An 18,352-nucleotide genomic window follows, 5' to 3' on the forward strand; every position below is an offset into this window, starting at 1 on the left:
AGGTGGGACGAGGAGACAGGCTCCTTGTCCTGATTTTTTGTGGGCCGTGGGGACACCTTGTCCCAATTGAATTTCATCTATTTCAATTTTTGAAGATTTTTTTTCATAAGGGTTGCTATCTGTTTATTATTTTGTTCGGAAGTGTTTTCTAGCTGCTTAATCACTAACTCTTGTCGTTCAACAGAATGATTTTGACTTAATTTGGCTTTCGCTTCCATTTTTATTATTTTTATTTTGAACGCCACAATCCCTTTACTCATTCCTTCGATAAAACGGGGTTCTACATCATTTAAATTGTATGAGCTATCTGGGCTTTCATATTTATTTACCAAGTCATTTAAAGAATTGTAAATTGCTTTTTCAGCTTCGATAATCTCCATCTTTCCATATAAATGGATGGACACATAATTCCAGGTAGGTACTGCTTTGGTTGTTTCGTACCAGGAAGGGGAGATATAACAGTGAGGACCTTGGAAGACCACAAGAATCTGTTGGTTTTCTATATCCTTCCATTGCTCGTTTGGACGGGCAAAATGACCATATAAAGCATGCTCACTTTTATTTAATATCAGTGGAAGATGGGTAGCATACGGTTCACCGTTGTGCTGTGAAAATAAAGTGGCAAAGCTGTATTTTTCGATAAAGTCATAAACGATTTCTTCATCATCTATTTTAAAATATTTAGGTATATACATATCAATTCGCCTCGTTTCAACTGATCTACTTCCGTTTTTGCATCCTTTTCACTACCTAGGGGTTCCGTTAAATAATCTAATAGCTAAAATTCCTGTTTAAATTTCTATATTTCTATAAAGATATGTGCTTATAAAAATCCCCCCCTATTAACTACTCGCAAAGCCTTTGAGGCTCCAAATATACGATAAATTGTCCGGCAGCGGCGATACTTCATTCTCGTTTTTGACTTTGCGTTTTACCGTTTTGCACCTCATACATGAACCTGTTAAGATTGCCACGTATTTGAGCAAAAATTAATGTGCATGTAATTTAAGTAAGTGTAAATACTCTGCCCCGTTTAGGGTGATTTTTGTACCGGCTCTCCCCCTGCATTTCGTGATGAAACCAAGGATTTCCAGGGTGTCCAATCGTCGTCGAACTTGTTGTGGTGATAGAAAATGACCGGTTTCATTGCTAGCCATTGATATAAATTGACGACTGGCGGGCTTGCCGTTATCATTACAGTTCTTGATGGTCTCTAACATAAATAGATATTCATGTATCTCTAATAAACTCTCAGGAATTGGATAGTCTTGTTCATTAGATAGGCAGTAACTTTGAAAACGGTCCTGTGGAATGTCTTTCCATTCGATTTTATTCCCGTCGCAAATGGTGAGCATATAGTCAATGGTACTTTTTAATTCACGAACATTGCCTAACCATTCCTGCTTTTGAAGCTGTTCTGTCAGGTCTTGTCCGACTTTTACCCATTTACCGCTTTTGGTAATAAAGTGTTTTACTAATAAGGGGATATCCGCCTTCCGTGCTCGAAGTGGCGGAATGGAAAGGGTAAGAACATTCAAACGGTAAAACAAATCAGAACGGAACGTGCCATCTTGTGATTTCAGTTGAATATTTTTATTCGTGGCCGCGATGACCCGGACATTTATCGGGATTACTTTTCTCCCGCCAATTCTGCGCAATTCTTTTTCCTGAAGAACCCTTAATAAATGGGATTGGACGGTTAGACTAATATCGCCAATTTCATCTAAAAAAATTGTTCCATTATCAGCTAATTCAAATAAACCTTTTTTTCCACCTTTTTGTGCTCCTGTAAAGGTCCCCTCCTCGTAGCCGAATAATTCACTTTCAAGCAAATTTTCAGTTAAAGCACTGCAGTTTATCGCGATAAATGGTCCGTTTTTTCTCATTGAATGAAGATGGATCGAGTGGGCGAATAATTCTTTACCCGTACCTGTTTCGCCTTGAATTAAGATAGGATGCTCGGAAAGAGCAAGTTTTTTGGCAATTTGTTTGCTTTCATTGAGTAAAGGGTGTTCACCAACAATATCATCAAAGTCATACTTTGCGTAAAATCCCTTGTTTCTTAGTTCCCGCTGGGCCATTTTTTCGACTTCAAACGCCTGATTAATGCTTTTAAATGTCGCTACGATTGTATTTTCCGTTTCCATTTGATGACGGAAAATAACAAGATCCACACCGTATATCGTAAAAAATTTACTTTCTTCATTACTAGTAAGGATAAAATCGATAATTTCCTGTTGGACGATGACCTCCTCTAACTGTTTATTAATGGCATCAATTACAGGGAAATGAAATAGAGCCTCTAAGCGGCGGTTAAAAACGGTGACCTTCTGCTGTTGATTAATGGCTAAAATGCCGTCATCGACAGTATCGACAACATTTTGAATATGTTGATTTAACTGTTTTGCGTTTTGTTCTGCATGTGATAGTTTCCGTTGCAAATCAATAATGTTACGGATATACCTTTCTGAAATCAATGACGAGACTTTTTCGCCCAAACAGAAGTATTCGACTACTTTTAAAATAGTTGCCATATCAAACAAGCGAACGCCAATATCGATAACCTTTTTAATGGACGGAGGACAAAGATGGGGCTCGCCAGGAGATATAGCGATATCGATATTTTTATAAAAAATCTGTTCCTTCTTAAACGGGATGAACTGTAAGTGATCAATACCTAGCTGGTAAAGAGATTCTATTAGTTCAACCGTAGCAAAATCATCATCATTCACGACAAGAACGTCAGAATTTAAAGGGATTTTTAAAAGCTGATAAATAAATTGGTGATGGACTGTACGTTTTCCAACCATTATTTCTTTGCTAGTTATCTTACACAGCTCATGTGCCTCTTGCTTCGTAACCTCTGATGAAAACAGTATAAAATCAACATTCAATTGAATTGGCAGAAATTCTTCTGTTGCAAAACTCTCAATATGGACGTAATCACCTAACAATTGCTGCAGCTGCTCATGCAAGACTTGTTTTGTTTGAGAACTTCCGGTGATTAAGGTAATGGAGTGGTTAATCATTAAAACCCCCTATTTGAAAGATATTGGTTCTATTATATCACCCAAAGGAACCAATAAAGGACAATAAAGGTAAGTTAATTTTAAAAATTCGGAATTATCACATTCGCGTGGCTTGGCATAGAAATTGCATATTGATTATAGGATTGATTGAAAAACTAAAATAAGGAGAGGGTATGATGAGTCAATTGGGTAAAAAGGTGGAATCGGTTCCACCAACAAAAAAACCGATGCAAATAAATGTGTTTGCGTTATTATTCTTCGTTGTTGTAGCGGCAATGATATTAACCTATATTTTGCCGGCAGGGGAATACAATCGTGTAGAAGTGGACGGACGGACGATCGTGGAGGCGGATTCGTTTAAATGGACGGAATCCACACCTGTCAACCCATTCGATATGGTTCAAGCCCTACATAAAGGAATGGTTGAAGCCGGTGGTATTATTTTCTTTGTCTTAATTATTGGCGGTTTTTTTGGAGTATTTAGTGCGACAGGTACAATTGATGTATTAATTTCCACAATGGCAAGAAAATTAGCGAAACGAGAAAAGCTATTAATACCTCTAATGATGCTGTTCTTTGCCGCGGGGGGATCGTTAATGGGAATGGCGGAAGAGGGACTAGCCTATATTCCGCTATTAATTCCGCTAGCACTCGCCCTTGGTTTTGATACGATTACTGGCATGGCAATTGTGTTGCTTGGCGCTGCAGCAGGGTTTACAACGGCCGTTATGAATCCATTTACAGTTGGGATTGCTCAGGGGATTGCTGAATTGCCTCTATTCTCAGGGATAGGGCTGCGCCTTATCTTGTTTATAGTTGTTTACCTTGTGTCTGTCATATTCGTCTATCGTTATGCGATGAAGGTAAAACGAAATCCTGCGTTAGGTTTCTATGGAAATTACAACAGGGATCATGCAGATAAGCTGCTGCAATCGAAGGTCAATCTTACAACAAAGCACAAGCTCATTCTTGGAGCCTTTCTATTAAACTATGTTGTTCTAGCTTTTGGTGTTATTAAATTTGAATGGTATCTTTCAGAAATTGCTGCCTTATTTATTATTTTAACGATCGTCGTCGGGATTATTGGAAAACTTTCAATTGACAATATCGTGAAAAATTTTACGAGCGGCTCTGCTGCTTTAATAAGCGGTGCTTTAATTATCGGTGTTTCTCGGGCGACGTTGGTTGTATTAAACCAAGGACATATTGTCGATCCGATGTTGCATGGAGTGTCTGAAGCCATTAAACATGTTCCAGGTACGATAAGTGTTATGGGGATGTACGGCTTCCAATCGGTTATCCATTTCATCTTAGCGTCAGGAAGCGGTCACGCTATGTTAACGATGCCAATTATGGCGCCGCTCGCAGATTTGCTTGATATTACTAGACAGACAGCTGTTTTATCATTCTCATTTGCTGACGGAATTGGAAATATTATTTTTCCAACTGCCGGTACATTAATGGCCGGTTTAGCGATTGCCGGAATCCCGTGGACGAAATGGGCGAAATGGGTCCTGCCGTTAGTCATCATTCAATTTGTAATCGGATTAATAGCGGTTGTTATCGCTCATGCGATTAATTACGGTCCATTTTAGCGATAAAAGACATCTGTTGCGTAACTAAGGAGGAGAATGTTGTTGCTTACGTTGATTAAAGATGGGGAAGTGTATGCCCCCCATTATTTAGGGAAGAAAGATATTTTACTAGTCGATAGCAAAATTGGCTATGTAAACGAATTTATTGAAAATCCGGAGCATTTTGTCCCAATTACGGTGATTGATGCATCGAATCAAGTGGTTGTACCAGGATTTGTCGATGCCCATGTTCATATCATTGGCGGTGGAGGGGAAGGTGGCTTCAAGACACGTACACCAGAATTGACGTTAACTAGTTTAACTACTTCGGGCATTACTACGGTTGTAGGTGTTCTTGGAACAGATGGGACGACACGACGGATGGAAAGCTTGCTCGCTAAAGCGCGGGGGTTAGAAGAAGAGGGCGTAACGAGTTATATTCATTCAGGTTCGTACCAGCTGCCAGTAAATACGTTAACGGACAAAATAGAGAAAGATCTCATTTTTATTGACAAAATAATCGGGGTTGGGGAAATAGCCATTTCCGACCATCGGTCATCAGAGCCTACGTTCGAGGAAATTGCAAAAGTTGCCACGGCCGCACGAAATGGCGGAATTTTATCAGGAAAAGCTGGTGTATTAGAAATTCATGTCGGGGATGGCGAAGAAAAGCTTACCTTGCTTGAGGAAGTGGTTAGTAAGACCAATATTCCTATTTCTCAGTTTCATCCAACCCATATTAACCGAACGGAAGAATTATTTAGGGCCGGGATTCAGTATGCCAAAAACGGCGGATATGTGGATTTAACGACGAGTACGATACCGCAGTTTTTAGAAGAAGGGGAAGTAAAGTGCAGCAAAGGCTTGAAGATCATGCTGAATGAAGGGGTTCCGCTTGAGAATATTACATTTTCTTCTGATGGACAAGGAAGCCTGCCGTCTTTTAACCGGAAGGGAGAGTTAACAGGACTTCAGGTCGGAAAAGTTTCTTCATTGTTTAATGAGGCAAGAGATGCAGTTCTAAATGAAGGGATTTCATTAGAGGTGGCATTACAAGTCATTACGTTAAACCCTGCTAATGTGCTAAAGCTGGCACACAAAGGCCGGATCCAGGAAGGGACAGACGCTGACATTGTTTTACTAGATAAAGATACATTAGAAATTGATACAGTCATCGCCAAAGGAAAAGTAATGGTTAAAAATAAAGTGCCGATTGTGAAAGGTACATTTGAATAAGAGCTAAAGGAAGATTATAATTACATTTTTGCCAAAATTGGAGGGATTAAGTTGAGAAAGTTACCGATTATTTTTGTCCTAGTTTTAACGATGTTATCCATTACCATGTATTCATTTCAGGCCGGGGCGACTGAAAATAAGAATAATTTAGCCAAGACAGCCGGTTCCGGTTCTCTAGTTATTGTAGGTGGCGCCTTAAGTTCAGATAATGAGGCGGTTTATAAAAAATACTTAACACTTGCTCAACAATATAAAGGCAAATCATTAAAGGATGTAAAGATTGCGATTATTCCGGCTGCCAGCGCGGCACCAATTGAAAGTGCTGATTCGTATAAAGACGATTTCGTTCGCTACGGCGTACCTGAAAAAAATATCTATACTGCCCCAATAGCATTAATAGATGACCCTTCGACAAAAGACGTGGACGAATCTACTTGGAAGAATAATGGGAACGATGCTGAAATAGCAAAAAAAATAGAAGAGTTTGATGCGATTTGGTTTGTCGGCGGTGATCAATTACGTCATATTAAAACGTTAGTGACTGCAGACGGGAAGGATACAGTCGTGTTACAAGCCATTAGAAAAATATATGATAACGGGGCAGTCCTTGGTGGATCAAGTGCGGGTGCTGCGGTTATGAGTAATCCTATGATTGCTTCAGGAACGAGCGTAGGGGCATTAAATGAAGGGGTTCACATTCTAAAGAACTTTGATCAGGATACGGGTGACGATCAACTTTTTCTTACGACCGGTTTCGGGTTTTTCACACATGGGATAGTCGACCAGCATTTTCTAGAACGTGGTCGTTTTGGCCGATTGCTTGTCGCATCACAATATAACAAAACACGTTATGGTTTTGGTGTGGATGAAAATTCTGCTATGGTTTATACAGCAAAAGACAATAGTATTGAAATTGTTGGGGCAAGTGGTTTATTAATAGTAGATTTACAGGGGGCGTCAACACCAAAAGGGAAACGCTTTGCGATGAACAATGTAACGATGCACTATTTAGAAAAAGGGGACCGTTTTAATTTAAATGACGGGACGTTCATGCTTAATAAGCTGCACAAAACGACAAAAGGGATTGAATATTACAGCAAAAATCCAATTGCAAAAGATATTTTTGGCCCGCAAGTATTAAAAAAGGTATTAACTGAAGATTTAATAGATAATGAGGCAACAAAGGCGGAGGCCCTTTGGTTTGACATGGAGGATGAGAAAAAAGGAACCGGATTCCGTTTTACTTTTAGAAAAACAGATAAAACAGAAGGGTTTTGGGGAAGAATTGATAAGGTCGGATCTTACTCTGCCTTAAATGTTCAGATTGATGTTGAACCAATTTCGATTAAAATTTCAATAGATAAATAGCATGCTTGAAAGCAGGGGTCAGACCACCACTCTTGGGGGCTTGTCAGGTCCGATTAATCTTGTTTTACAGTTTTGTTCCATGGTTATAGCTTTATAGAGTTGCAAAAAAGAATTAAACCGGAAACAACCCAGGTGAAATTAGCTGTGTTAATTCCGGTTTTTTTTGTTAATGCCAGTTGGATCGCAATATTCTAGGGCATTTACTACTCATAAATCGTTTGAGTCTCCAAAAGCGCCATAAATTATTGAAATATTCAAATTGTTCAAATATAATGAGGGTACTTGAATGTAAACAACTGCATGGTCCAATGGGGGCGAAGATAGAGATATTAGCGATCTAAAATTCTCATAAGTTTACTACATTAGCGCACTCACTCATACATACATGAAGAAAATCCCCCTATTGTAGACAGAAGCTAACAAGCAAATTGCATCTGTTACAACGGAGGGGATTCTTATTTTTTACAAAAAGGGAGGAAGGGTATGCAGCAATATACAAAGAAAGAAAAGGGAGTCTCTGTAAGGCAAGCCTTGTCCTTACCGGCTTTGTCTGGGGTTAATGTGTTGGGTGGAGAGTCGGGGTTGGACCGGATGATCAGGAGTATTGATATTATGGAGGAACCAAATATTTTTCCATTTGTTCAAGAAGGACAATTCCTTATGACGACCGCGTACGGGATTAAGGATGATTATCAGACGCAAAGAAGACTTATTCCGAAACTAGTTGAGAAGAACTTGGCCGGATTAATGATTAAATTATCAAAGGGATATGTCATTAAAGAAATTCAAACGATGATTGATGAAGCCAATCGATTGGATTTTCCCCTTTTGGAAATGCCGGAAAACTTCACACATACAACTGTCATCGATGCCATTTATTCCTTCTTTTCGCTCGAGGAGGGTAAAAATTATAAAACAGTAGAGGATGCCCATCAAAAGTTGATGCAGGCTGTATTGAATGGCGGCGGTATTAATGAGATTTGCCGTACACTCTATCAGATTATCCAAAACCCAGTGGCAATTGTCGGTTCTGATGATGCGATATTGGGCTCTTATCCAAAGTCGTCCTGGACAAGCCGTGATGTTTCAACTCTATTAAAAAATAAAGATGATCACATGATTGTTGGCGGGCGTTCCTTTCAGGTGAAGCACGTACCGATTATTATTAAGGATTACCATTATGGGACGATTTGTGTGTTAGAGGTAGGACATAAGCTTAATGCCTTAGATATTGCCATCATTGAAAGCTCTGCTGCTGTGGCATCGATTAATATTATGAATCAGATGCTTGTGAGAGAAATGGAAATAAGGCATAAAAATGAATTTCTCTTCCAATGGATGCAGGAGCGGATTCATTCTAGCACTGTATTATTGGAACGGGCAAGAATCCTAGGATTAAAGCTGGAATCGTACAAGAATATGCTAGTATTGGAGATCGACCAATTTGAAAAAGTAAAAACAATGGACACAGACGGAATCTATACGGCCGCCCATCTAAAAAGCGTCATTCGTTTTACGATAGAAAAGACACTGAAGAATCATCACCTCAAGTCGATTATTGGCGATAAAGGGGAAACCATGATCATTTTAATCGAACAACATCCATCATTGGAAAATGATTTGGAATCCTTAAAACAACTTGCACAACTAATTTGTGACCAATTAGCCAAGCAAACGAAATATACATGCACGATCGGCATTGGCCGCCCGCGTGAAAAGTTAACCGAATTACCTTCTACCTATGACGAAGCGAAAAAGTCCATTAACATGTCGCGGAGCTTTAACAATCAGCAAAAGGTCATCCATTTTGATGATTTAGGTTTATTCCGACTATTTATTCATTCCAGCCAAGTGGAAACACAACAATTTATCTCCGAATTAATCTCTCCGCTCATCGAATATGATTCGAAAAATAATACGGAGCTAATGAAAACACTAGAAGCGTATTTTCAATGTAATGGGAATATGAGCAGAATAGCTAAATTTCTTTATACCCATTACAATACCATTTCCTATAGAATCGAACGAATTCAACAGATTACCCAAATGAATTTAGAGGATGAGGAGAATCGCTTATACCTGCACCTCGCGCTGAAGCTTAGTAACTCCGACATCTATAAAAAGTTTGTTGCCGCGCATTTGTGATATTTCTACAAATAGACCTTGATAAGATTATGAAATCTTTCAATTGTGGACAAATAAAAAATGCCATAAGATGAGGATATAACATTAATTAACTGAATTTATGAAAAATTCACTAGTTAATGTTTTATTTTACACCCAAGATGGCAGCGCTTTCATTGATAGGTTTGAAAAAAACAAAATCATAGGGGAGGGTTTTTGTAATGTCGCTTAAGTGGTTAGGAGATCTCATTACGGCAAACGGCTTTACGCACACGTTGTTTATCTCATTGGCAGTCATTGGCATGGTGTTAGCAGCTATCATTTGGATTATTGAGTTTTCTGGTCATACGATTTCACGAAAAGGGATTGTGAAGAACAATGTGAAATGGAATGCCACAACCATCGCTATTATTGCCATTAGCGCCGCCGTTTATATTGTCGGACGTCCTGTTCAATTTCAGTTCATACCGGGAATTGGCGGTTTTAATCCAACACTTGCGCTCGCACCAATACTGTCGATCCTCTTAGGGTTACCGGGTGCAATTGGTGTGACATTCTCGATGCCAATCGGGGATGCCATTTCCGGCTCATTAACGGTCGGTTCTTTAGCTGGATGGCTGAGTCATACGTATGTCACTTGGTTGGCTTATAAGATGGTAAGAGGGGCAAATTTCAAAAAGTTTACGAATGTTGCCAGCTACTATCTCTGGGCAATTATTATTGGACCGATTATCCACGCAATCATTATTCCGGGATTTTTAGATTTAACACATGTAGTCCCGCCAGCCGTTGCTTGGGCAGGGGTTACATCCAGTATTTTAATCAATCATATGCTTACAGCGGCTGTGGTATCCGCAATCCTCGTTCCAATTCTCTATCCGATTGTAAAGAATCGCGGACTTTATTGGAAGGATCGATATCAGGCCAATCAGGATTTAGATGCGGATGAAATCAGTGCTGAATTGTAAATAGGGATAAAAGCTCCCTATAGGTAACGCAGCCGCAGTGCTGTACTGTTTGACATCAGTGCTGATTGTAAATATGGATAAAAGGGGAGGGCACCTTGAACGAAACAATTGTAGATATCCAGAATCTTAGATTTAAATATATGTCGAGTAAGGAATTAGTCTTGAAAGGGATCGACCTTCAAGTTAAACGGGGAGAATTCATTGGCATTATTGGTCCTTCAGGGGCTGGGAAAACCACGCTGGTTTCTTGTATTAAAGGGCTGATTCCACACACTATAAACGGAAAAATTGGCGGGAAGATTGACGTATTCAATATGGATATGAAAAAACATTCTCCCGATCAAATTGCAGAAAAAGTGGGCATGGTCATGCAGGATCCAGAGGGGCAAATCATTGGGTTGACGGTTCAAGAGGATTTGGCTTTTGGACCGGAAAACTTTCAATGGCCTGTTGAAAAAATTTTAGATATCATTCCTGAGAATCTGAAAAGGGTTCGCCTTGATGGATTGGCGGAAACGGAGACCTATAGCCTGTCAGGTGGTCAGAAGCAGCGCTTGTCGATTGCCGGGGCATTAATGACGGAGCCAGAGCTGCTGATACTTGATGAACCAACATCAGAGCTTGATCCGATTGGCCGGGAAGAGGTATTTGCCACCATTAAACGCCTGAAGGAAGAAAAAGACATTACCGTCATTGTCGTCGAACAAACCGTAGAGGAATTAATCGGAATTTGCGACCGGATTGTCGTAATGAAAGGTGGATTAATTCTAGCCGATGATCATCCAAAGAATATTTTCAAAAATAAAGATATTTTTTGGGGAGAGAATCGCGGTGAAGTCCCGATTCCGCAGACGGTTCAATTGTCCTATATGTTGTCAGATGGCGGTTATATCCGTGATGAGCAAATTTCACCTTATGAACAGGAGATCTCGCAGACCATTCAAATGTTAGTGCAAGGCAGGTGTTATACATGAATGCTCAAGGTCCTCAACTACAGGTAACCGATTTAGTTTATAAATATCCAAGCTCGAACAAGAATATCTTGAACAAGGTGAATCTGACCATCAATCAAGGTGATTTTATTGCCATTATCGGCCAAAATGGAGCAGGGAAAACGACTCTGACCAAACATTTTAATGGGCTTCATTTACCGATAGACGGCAAGGTGCTGATCAATGGGAAAAATACGAAGCAAATGAAAACGAATGAAATCATTCAATTGGTGGGCTATTGCTATCAGAATCCCGATCATCAGTTGTTTTGCCGGACTGTCTATGATGAGGTCGCCTATGGTCCGAAAAACCTCGGTTTTTCCCAGCAAAAATTGAAAGACAGTGTGATGGAAGCCTTGGAGGTTACCAAGCTTGCTGAGAAGAAAGACCAATACCCATTCACATTGGGACGCGGGGAAAGACAACGACTGGCGATTGCCTCTGTTATTTCGATGGGTTCTCCTATTCTCATTGTCGATGAACCAACCACGGGACTTGACACAAAAGGAATGGAGCATATCATGAACTTTTTGACAAGGTGGAATGAATTGGGGCATACGATTATGGTTGTGACCCATGATATCGAAATGGTGGCTAAATATGTTCCGCAAACGATCGTGATGGCGCAGGGTGAAATCATTGCCAATGGCGATACAAGAACCGTTCTCAATAATAAGGAAGTATTAGAGCGGACATTTGTAAAGCAGCCGCAAATTATGCGGCTTGCCCATGAGTTATCCGCATTTGGGATACAGAAGGATTGTTTGACGGTAAATGAAATGTTTGACCATGTCGTCAAGCTAACGAGTAGTGTTGAACAAAAAACGAAAGGAGTGGGGTGACGTATGGCAGTCGGCTATAGCATTTATGTTGAGAAGGACTCCAAGCTCCATCGCGAAATTGATCCGCGAACGAAATTTCTATGGCTTGCCACTATTTTTGCTGTCAGTTTGCTATTTAATCACCCGCTCCCGCTTGGGATTCTCGTGATTGCGGTCATTGCTGTCGGGCTTTCATCAAAATTAGATTTAAAAACCTTAAAACCTTTTTTACTAGCGTCGATTTGGTTTTTAGTATTAGGGGTATTAATTTGGCCCTTTTATATTTCGCAAGGAACACCAGTAGTGACCGTTTTTGGGTCTACTATTACCACGACGGGCTTATTGTTTGGCTTTGCGATGGGTCTCCGTGTGGCGCTCATGGTAACGACCGCCTCCATCGTGATGATGAGCACATCTCCTCAAAAAATGATGATGGGTCTATTAAAAATGGGGATCCCATATAAAGCAGGAATGGCGCTTTCAGTTGCGATTCGCTTTGTTCCGCTCATCAATGCGGAACGGCTAACGATTACAGAAGCACAACGGACACGTGGGTTGAATTTGGACCAAGGAAATTCATTTAAAAGGTCCATTAAGTATGTTGGCGTTATTGGTCCTTTGATGCTGAGGGTTCTCGATTTAACCAGCACCTTAGCAGTGGCAATGGACTGCCGTGGGTTTGGTGCTCGAAATGGCCGGAGCAGTATTACCAGAATTGAAATTACCAGGCTCGATATCCTCTTGATTGTGGCCGCACTTGTCGCTGTAGTTCTTGCCGTGATCTCAAGAATATTGGGATTTGGGATATTACTTCAAGGATATTTGTAAAAAAGGAGGGATCTCCTTGGATGACAAGGCAGTCGATCTAGTTTTTATTGGCCACTTGACGTTAGATGATACGGTATTGCCCAGTGGGAAAACGAATTACGATTCACTGGGAGGTGCTGCTTTATATAGTGCTGCAGGGGCAAATCTATGGTCCAATCGTGTTGGCTTGGTATCTCGAATCGGCCATGATTACAGCCCCTCGTATCTCAAGCAATTAGAGAGTTTCGGTATCGATACGACCGGGATTTCCCGAAATGATCAGCCCAACATCCATATTTGGGCCCTCTATGATCGGGATGGTCATCGTTATTTTATCCCGCAACAGGGAGGGGGCAATTATTTAGACATGGCCCCTGTTTCGAGTGAAATTCCAATGTCATACCTTCAAAGTGCAAAAGCATTCCATATTGCCCCGCTGCCGCTTCCATGCCAGGAAGAGATTGTTGAAAAATTATCCATGCTCCAATCGCTGATTACGCTTGACCCGCACCATGAATGGCTGGAGCCGGAATACCGTGACCGATGGAAACGGTTGTTAGAAAGAGTCGATATCTTTTTACCAAGTGAGGATGAATTTATTACTTTTTGGGGGATTGCCAAAGAGAATGATCCTGAAAGGTATAAAGAATGGATTCGAAAAACCGCAGAAATGGGTCCTGGAATTGTGGTCTTAAAACTAGGGGAAAAAGGAGTCCTTGTCTATCATTCTGTTAATGATCGTTTTTTCGAAGTTCCTTCGACGGCAGAAAAGGTTGTCGATGTAACAGGCGGAGGGGATGCCTTCTGTGGAGGATTTCTAAGTGGATATATTCAGACATCTGATACGATGACTGCTACTTTGTACGGGACTGTTTCCGCATCCTTTGTCATTGAGGATTTTGGTCCCTTACATATGTTTGAAATAGGGGAAAAGCAAATTTTAGATAGACTTTCCAAGCTAAGATTATTAAAAAATTTTATATAAAAAATGGAGGGATTTACATGTCTAGAATTACACATATGTTTGAAGAAGTGAAAGAGCAAGCCGATCTGTTAACGCAGGGAGCGAAGGATATTGAGCAGCAAGTAAAAGATTTGGTAGCGAAATACCCTTCTTTGAAAAAAACAAATAAGATCTTTATTGTCGGCTGTGGAGATTCCTACTATGCCGGCATTGCCTGCCAACAACTTCTCTATAAATATCTTGGAATTTCCGTTGAAGTCTATCAAGCACTGGAATTTTCTCGCTATGCCTATGAAACCTGTGACGAAAATAGTGTGGTTCTGGCTGTGTCCAACTCTGGAATGGTGGCACGGACAGTTGAATGTGCGCTTCGTGCCAAGGAAATGGGTGCCCTGGCATTAGGGATAACCAGTAATAAGCAATCACCGCTAGCGCAAATGTCGCGGGATATTATTGAAATAAAAATTCCGCCGGTCGTTGGATTAGTCCCTGGAACTCGGTCTTATGCCGGTTCCATGGTATCGTTAGCTATTTTTGGATTTGTGCTTGCGGAGGAACTGGGAAGAATTTCAGAGGCTGGGAAGGAAGAAGCCTTGGCTTATCTAGGTAAAGTTGGAACTATCATGCGTGACACGGTAGAAAATAACTTTGACCAGATTTCGAAATATGTCAATGAATATGTTGGACCAGGGAAGGAAGTCTCGATTTACCATGTGCTCGGAAGCGGACCAAACTACGCCACCGCTCAATTTGGAACAATGAAACTATTAGAAGCAGCAGGATTTGAAAGTATTCCACAAGGGATTGAGGAGTGGGCGCACAGTCAATACTTTGTGACACATAAGGGTTCGCATGTGATTTTTATTTTACCAAAAGGAAGGGCCTATGACCGTGCACTTGAAGTGATGCAGGCAGTGAAGGTTGTCGATGGAAAGGTCATCGTGATCGCAGAGGAAGACGACGAGGAAGTTAAGAAATATGCGAATTTTGTCTGGACGATTAAGGGTGAATCGATTCGTGAAGAATTCACACCGTTTGTTTATGCCGTTCCATTAGAAATCCTTTCGTTTTTGATGGCCAAAGCCTTGGATAAAAATCCAATGGACTTTGATGAAAAGCCATGGAAGAAAGCTGAAAACTTTAGACAGATCTTTAAATCCAACATTGTCTCTATGGAAAAGCTGGAGCAATAGGAAGGAAGAAAGGGAATGAGCGAAAAAGAATTAGTCGCCATGATTGCTTTACGGCCGCTGCCAGGGACATATGAATATAATGGGGAATCTTTAAAGGAAATTGAACGGCAAGCTGTGGAGGAAGCCATTCAATTAAAAGAGGCCGGTATCAATTCCATTATGATTCAAAACGTCAATGACCTTCCGAGCAAGCGGGAGGTCGGTCATGAAATTATTGCCTACATGACAAACATTGGGCGTGCCGTAAAGGATGCGGTCGGTGACCAATGCAAAATCGGAATTAGCATTTTGAAAAATGAAGGTGCCGGCAGCGTTGCCGTAGCAGATGCAATCGGGGCCGATTACGTTCGACTTAAGGTGTACATCGGGGCGATGATTAGTTCTGAAGGCATTACAGAAGGCTGTATTGAAGAAGTATTAGAAATGAAAAAACGAATTGGTTCCTCTGTTGAACTGTGGGCCGACATCTACGACCGCTCTGGTGTCCCGTTAGGAACCATGACGTTAGAAGAAGCGAGCCAACAAGGAGTCAGTAAAGGCAAACTGGACCGCCTCATTATTACCGGTAAAACATTTGATGAATCCATTGAATGGATAAAGCGGGTCAAAAGCGCCCTGCCGGCTGCAAAGGTGTTACTCGGCGGTTCAGCAACACCGGAAAATATCGCAACAGTCCTCGAAGTTTGTGATGGAGTAATCATCGGCAGCTACCTAAAAAAAGAAGGTGTCATGACAAATCCACTTGATCCCGGGCGTCTGGCAACCTTTATGAATGCTTGGGAACAGGAACCTTGTCCCAGTTCGCTACAGGGGTAGGGATTGGGTGACAGGCACCGCGTCCCTGGTTCCCCCGTGCTAGTTTCGATGCCGGTTCCCGTGCCTGACACCAAGATTTCTTACGAAAATCATAAAAATAAAAAATGGCAGAATCCGTGGTTATTGAATAATCAATGCCACAGATTCATGCCACTATTTTATTTTTGGTGCCTAATAAAATGATAACATGAGCATCTCTTCTTTGCTTTTTTAAATAGATTCTGCGTATTTTTTGAAATTATCTAGGATCGCCTGCCATCCTTGTTGTTGGAACTCGATTGGATTCGTAGTTTCAGCATCAAATGTTTCAATTACTTCGGTTTGGTTGTCTTGACCTTTAAAAGTGATATTAACTTTTCTTCCATCACCCAATGTATAAGCAATAACCTCATGTAATTTTACTTCATCATAAGTTCCGCCAAAATCGAACCCAAAACTGCCATCTTTGGCTTCCATTCTTGAGTGGAATTTCCCGCCTGCTCTTAAATCATTCTCAGCAATTGGTGTGTGCCAGTCATCTGAAGCGCTGTTCCATTTTTTTATATGAGTTGGCTCTGTCCAATATTCCCATACCTTTTCTACTGGTGCTTGAACTGTTGCTTCTACAGTTACTTTGTTAGATGTTTCCATTTGATTTTCCGCCTCTCTTAATAGCAAATTTTTTTAAGCGATTTCCTCAATAGATGCCTGACTATATTTTAGATGATTTCGAAGAGTTACGCTACTTCTTCATTGTCTCCTTTTACCGTCCTTGTCATTCGTTTCCTTGTTATCACTAACCTTGTAACTTGCCTAAGCTGCAAAACTTATGCTGGCTTTTTTCTTATTCAACAAACGGAAGGATCGCTTTTTCCATGTTCAAGGTAGGCTTGTTGCACAAGGAGAAGATAAATTATGCTAAAATTACTAATATTATTACAACGTTAAAATTTTAATAGGGGGAACTAAATATGGGTGGAATTGTCATAACTCCTGAACCACCTTATTACGCAGTAATTTTTGTTTCACAGAGAACGGAGGGGGACAAGGGGTACGGAATAATGGCGGACAAAATGGTAGAGTTAGCTTCCCAGCAGAAGGGATTCTTAGGTGTAGAAAGTGCTCGTGATGAAGGGTTAGGAATTACAGTTTCCTATTGGGATTCTTTAGAAGCGATAAAAGACTGGAAGGAAAATTCAGCCCATCGAGTAGCCCAAGATAGAGGGAAAACCGAATGGTACAAAAATTTTTCTCTTAGAGTGTGCAAAGTGGAGCGAGACAAATTCTTTGAAATGTAGCCAAAATATATACGTATAAGGGGAACTACTATCCATATTGTGGTGAATGAAGGAGGGGTTTAATTGTCCAATAAAAATTGTCCTATATGTGGAAAAGAAAACGAATGTATGACAGGTGCGGGAGAACTGAATAACTGCTGGTGTTCCATAGAAGAATTTCCTAATGGAATCTTTGAATTAGTTCCTCTAGAAAGTCGAAGAAAACATTGTATATGTAAAAATTGTTTAAATAAATATAAGGAAGAGCAGAAAATAAACAAAAATAGGTAGGCGTCCAAGGATTGGCTAAAGAATGGCACGAACCGTTGGCAGTACCATTCTATCTCCTTCAACTAGAGACCGGATCATTCTAATTGAAGAAGCTCAATAAGCTATTAAACTTATAATGTAAATGAAAACTCAGGAGAATACTTTTCATCGTAGAGAATATATACAGAATAGGAATCTAAGTACGCACTTTCAGGTGAAGGGAGAAATTACATGAATAACGTAGTAAATGACAATCTGTATGAAACGAGAAATAACCTTGTGAAGGAGATTACTTTATTAAGTGATGCACAATTTAATAGTAAACCTGATACGGGTAAGTGGAGTATAGCACAAGTTTGTCATCATTTAGTTTTAGTGGAAGAGGCATCTATAAAGGCGATTGCATGGGGATTAAAAGAGAGTGATCGTACTCAAAAGGAACGTAAAAACGTTCAGCATTTCATATTGGATAGAACGAAAAAGTTTAAAGCTCCAAAGATGGTTGAACCAGGTGTAGAACCATTTGAAGTGCAGCAAATAATTAATTTGTTAAACGATTCGAGAAAAAAATTGATAACTTTTCTTAGTACAATAGAAGATCAATCGATATTGGCGGAAAAATCAGTGAAGCATCCTGCTCTGGGTGAATTACGGCTTGATCAATGGATTGAACAGATTTATTTACATGAACAGCGACACATAGAACAAATTAAAGAGATAAAATTACTTTTAGATGTGTAGCACTAAACTTATGGGTATAATCGGATTGTTGTATAAGTAAAGACGACTACACAAATTAACCCTCCAAACCAAATGTTAAATAAATAATATTTACCTTCCTTTAACTAACAGAGGAGAGTTTTAAAATTGGAGCTGTCATTGTGGCAGCTCTTTTTATTGAGCAAATGAGATCAGTCTGCTAAAAATGCAGCCT

General features: G+C 40.3%; 17 protein-coding genes. 14 read left to right on the forward strand and 3 right to left on the reverse strand.

The annotated features are described in order from the left end of the window. Nucleotides 1-77 precede the first annotated feature (77 nt). A complete protein-coding gene (locus tag ACFVSW_RS18750) occupies nt 78-695 on the reverse strand; it encodes an FMN-binding negative transcriptional regulator (RefSeq protein WP_387318148.1) in 618 nt (205 codons plus the stop codon). Between the two features lie 294 nt (nt 696-989). Next, complete coding sequence (locus ACFVSW_RS18755; protein WP_387318149.1) at nt 990-3,029, reverse strand: sigma-54 interaction domain-containing protein; 2,040 nt, start codon at nt 3,027-3,029, stop codon at nt 990-992. Nucleotides 3,030-3,205: 176 nt separating this feature from the next. Here ACFVSW_RS18755 and ACFVSW_RS18760 point away from each other — a divergent pair, with 176 nt between their 5' ends. The 11 genes from ACFVSW_RS18760 (at nt 3,206) to ACFVSW_RS18810 (ending at nt 15,892) form a co-directional block, all read left to right on the forward strand. After that, entirely contained in the window at nt 3,206-4,624 is a 1,419-nt protein-coding gene (locus ACFVSW_RS18760) for a YfcC family protein (RefSeq protein ID WP_387318150.1), read from the forward strand. A gap of 42 nt (nt 4,625-4,666) precedes the next feature. Next, nucleotides 4,667-5,839: a beta-aspartyl-peptidase gene (gene iadA, locus ACFVSW_RS18765; RefSeq protein ID WP_387318151.1), complete on the forward strand. Its 1,173-nt coding sequence runs from the start codon at nt 4,667-4,669 to the stop codon at nt 5,837-5,839. A gap of 51 nt (nt 5,840-5,890) precedes the next feature. After that, on the forward strand, nt 5,891-7,207 hold the full coding sequence (locus ACFVSW_RS18770) for a cyanophycinase (RefSeq protein ID WP_387318152.1): 1,317 nt from the start codon (nt 5,891-5,893) through the stop codon (nt 7,205-7,207). Nucleotides 7,208-7,690: 483 nt separating this feature from the next. Beyond that, complete coding sequence (locus ACFVSW_RS18775; RefSeq protein ID WP_387318153.1) at nt 7,691-9,352, forward strand: PucR family transcriptional regulator; 1,662 nt, start codon at nt 7,691-7,693, stop codon at nt 9,350-9,352. A 200-nt stretch (nt 9,353-9,552) separates the two neighbouring features. Next, a complete protein-coding gene (locus tag ACFVSW_RS18780; RefSeq protein WP_387318154.1) occupies nt 9,553-10,299 on the forward strand; it encodes a hypothetical protein in 747 nt (248 codons plus the stop codon). A gap of 95 nt (nt 10,300-10,394) precedes the next feature. Further along, nucleotides 10,395-11,273 (forward strand): energy-coupling factor ABC transporter ATP-binding protein, encoded by an 879-nt coding sequence (locus tag ACFVSW_RS18785; RefSeq protein ID WP_387318155.1) that lies wholly within the window; start codon nt 10,395-10,397, stop codon nt 11,271-11,273. After that, a complete protein-coding gene (locus tag ACFVSW_RS18790) occupies nt 11,270-12,133 on the forward strand; it encodes an energy-coupling factor ABC transporter ATP-binding protein (RefSeq protein ID WP_387318156.1) in 864 nt (287 codons plus the stop codon). Before ACFVSW_RS18785 ends, ACFVSW_RS18790 begins: the two co-directional genes overlap by 4 nt. Nucleotides 12,134-12,136: 3 nt before the next feature. Beyond that, nucleotides 12,137-12,940: an energy-coupling factor transporter transmembrane component T family protein gene (locus tag ACFVSW_RS18795; RefSeq protein WP_387318157.1), complete on the forward strand. Its 804-nt coding sequence runs from the start codon at nt 12,137-12,139 to the stop codon at nt 12,938-12,940. Between the two features lie 16 nt (nt 12,941-12,956). Continuing rightward, a complete protein-coding gene (locus ACFVSW_RS18800; protein WP_387318158.1) occupies nt 12,957-13,904 on the forward strand; it encodes a carbohydrate kinase family protein in 948 nt (315 codons plus the stop codon). 17 nt (nt 13,905-13,921) lie between these two features. Then, entirely contained in the window at nt 13,922-15,076 is a 1,155-nt protein-coding gene (locus ACFVSW_RS18805) for an SIS domain-containing protein (RefSeq protein WP_387318159.1), read from the forward strand. A gap of 15 nt (nt 15,077-15,091) precedes the next feature. Next, a complete protein-coding gene (locus tag ACFVSW_RS18810) occupies nt 15,092-15,892 on the forward strand; it encodes a BtpA/SgcQ family protein (RefSeq protein WP_387318160.1) in 801 nt (266 codons plus the stop codon). A 210-nt stretch (nt 15,893-16,102) separates the two neighbouring features. On the opposite strand, the gene ACFVSW_RS18815 is transcribed toward ACFVSW_RS18810, so the two are convergent. Continuing rightward, nucleotides 16,103-16,522, reverse strand: a complete 420-nt coding sequence (locus ACFVSW_RS18815) for an SRPBCC family protein (RefSeq protein WP_387318161.1) — start codon at nt 16,520-16,522, stop codon at nt 16,103-16,105. A gap of 320 nt (nt 16,523-16,842) precedes the next feature. Here ACFVSW_RS18815 and ACFVSW_RS18820 point away from each other — a divergent pair, with 320 nt between their 5' ends. The 3 genes from ACFVSW_RS18820 to ACFVSW_RS18830 all read left to right on the forward strand — a co-directional run bounded on the left by ACFVSW_RS18820 (nt 16,843) and on the right by ACFVSW_RS18830 (nt 18,159). Next, nucleotides 16,843-17,169, forward strand: a complete 327-nt coding sequence (locus ACFVSW_RS18820; protein WP_387318162.1) for an antibiotic biosynthesis monooxygenase family protein — start codon at nt 16,843-16,845, stop codon at nt 17,167-17,169. Nucleotides 17,170-17,232: 63 nt separating this feature from the next. Beyond that, nucleotides 17,233-17,439, forward strand: coding sequence for a cysteine-rich CWC family protein (locus tag ACFVSW_RS18825; protein WP_387318163.1), 207 nt, complete (start codon nt 17,233-17,235; stop codon nt 17,437-17,439). A 210-nt stretch (nt 17,440-17,649) separates the two neighbouring features. Further along, complete coding sequence (locus ACFVSW_RS18830) at nt 17,650-18,159, forward strand: DinB family protein (RefSeq protein WP_387318164.1); 510 nt, start codon at nt 17,650-17,652, stop codon at nt 18,157-18,159. The last annotated feature ends 193 nt before the right edge of the window (nt 18,160-18,352 follow it).

The organism is Neobacillus sp. NPDC058068 (assembly GCF_042885335.1).
Lineage (GTDB): Bacteria > Bacillota > Bacilli > Bacillales > Cytobacillaceae > Neobacillus.

Bases quoted from the DNA above. Each gene is read 5' to 3' on its own strand.
- ACFVSW_RS18775 (WP_387318153.1), top strand. From the start codon at position 7,691: ATGCAGCAATATACAAAGAAAGAAAAGGGAGTCTCTGTAAGGCAAGCC.
- ACFVSW_RS18750 (WP_387318148.1), bottom strand. From the start codon at position 695: ATGTATATACCTAAATATTTTAAAATAGATGATGAAGAAATCGTTTAT.
- ACFVSW_RS18795 (WP_387318157.1), top strand. From the start codon at position 12,137: ATGGCAGTCGGCTATAGCATTTATGTTGAGAAGGACTCCAAGCTCCAT.
- ACFVSW_RS18780 (WP_387318154.1), top strand. From the start codon at position 9,553: ATGTCGCTTAAGTGGTTAGGAGATCTCATTACGGCAAACGGCTTTACG.
- ACFVSW_RS18830 (WP_387318164.1), top strand. From the start codon at position 17,650: ATGAATAACGTAGTAAATGACAATCTGTATGAAACGAGAAATAACCTT.
- ACFVSW_RS18805 (WP_387318159.1), top strand. From the start codon at position 13,922: ATGTCTAGAATTACACATATGTTTGAAGAAGTGAAAGAGCAAGCCGAT.
- ACFVSW_RS18790 (WP_387318156.1), top strand. From the start codon at position 11,270: ATGAATGCTCAAGGTCCTCAACTACAGGTAACCGATTTAGTTTATAAA.
- ACFVSW_RS18755 (WP_387318149.1), bottom strand. From the start codon at position 3,029: ATGATTAACCACTCCATTACCTTAATCACCGGAAGTTCTCAAACAAAA.
- ACFVSW_RS18820 (WP_387318162.1), top strand. From the start codon at position 16,843: ATGGGTGGAATTGTCATAACTCCTGAACCACCTTATTACGCAGTAATT.
- ACFVSW_RS18760 (WP_387318150.1), top strand. From the start codon at position 3,206: ATGAGTCAATTGGGTAAAAAGGTGGAATCGGTTCCACCAACAAAAAAA.
- ACFVSW_RS18815 (WP_387318161.1), bottom strand. From the start codon at position 16,522: ATGGAAACATCTAACAAAGTAACTGTAGAAGCAACAGTTCAAGCACCA.
- ACFVSW_RS18810 (WP_387318160.1), top strand. From the start codon at position 15,092: ATGAGCGAAAAAGAATTAGTCGCCATGATTGCTTTACGGCCGCTGCCA.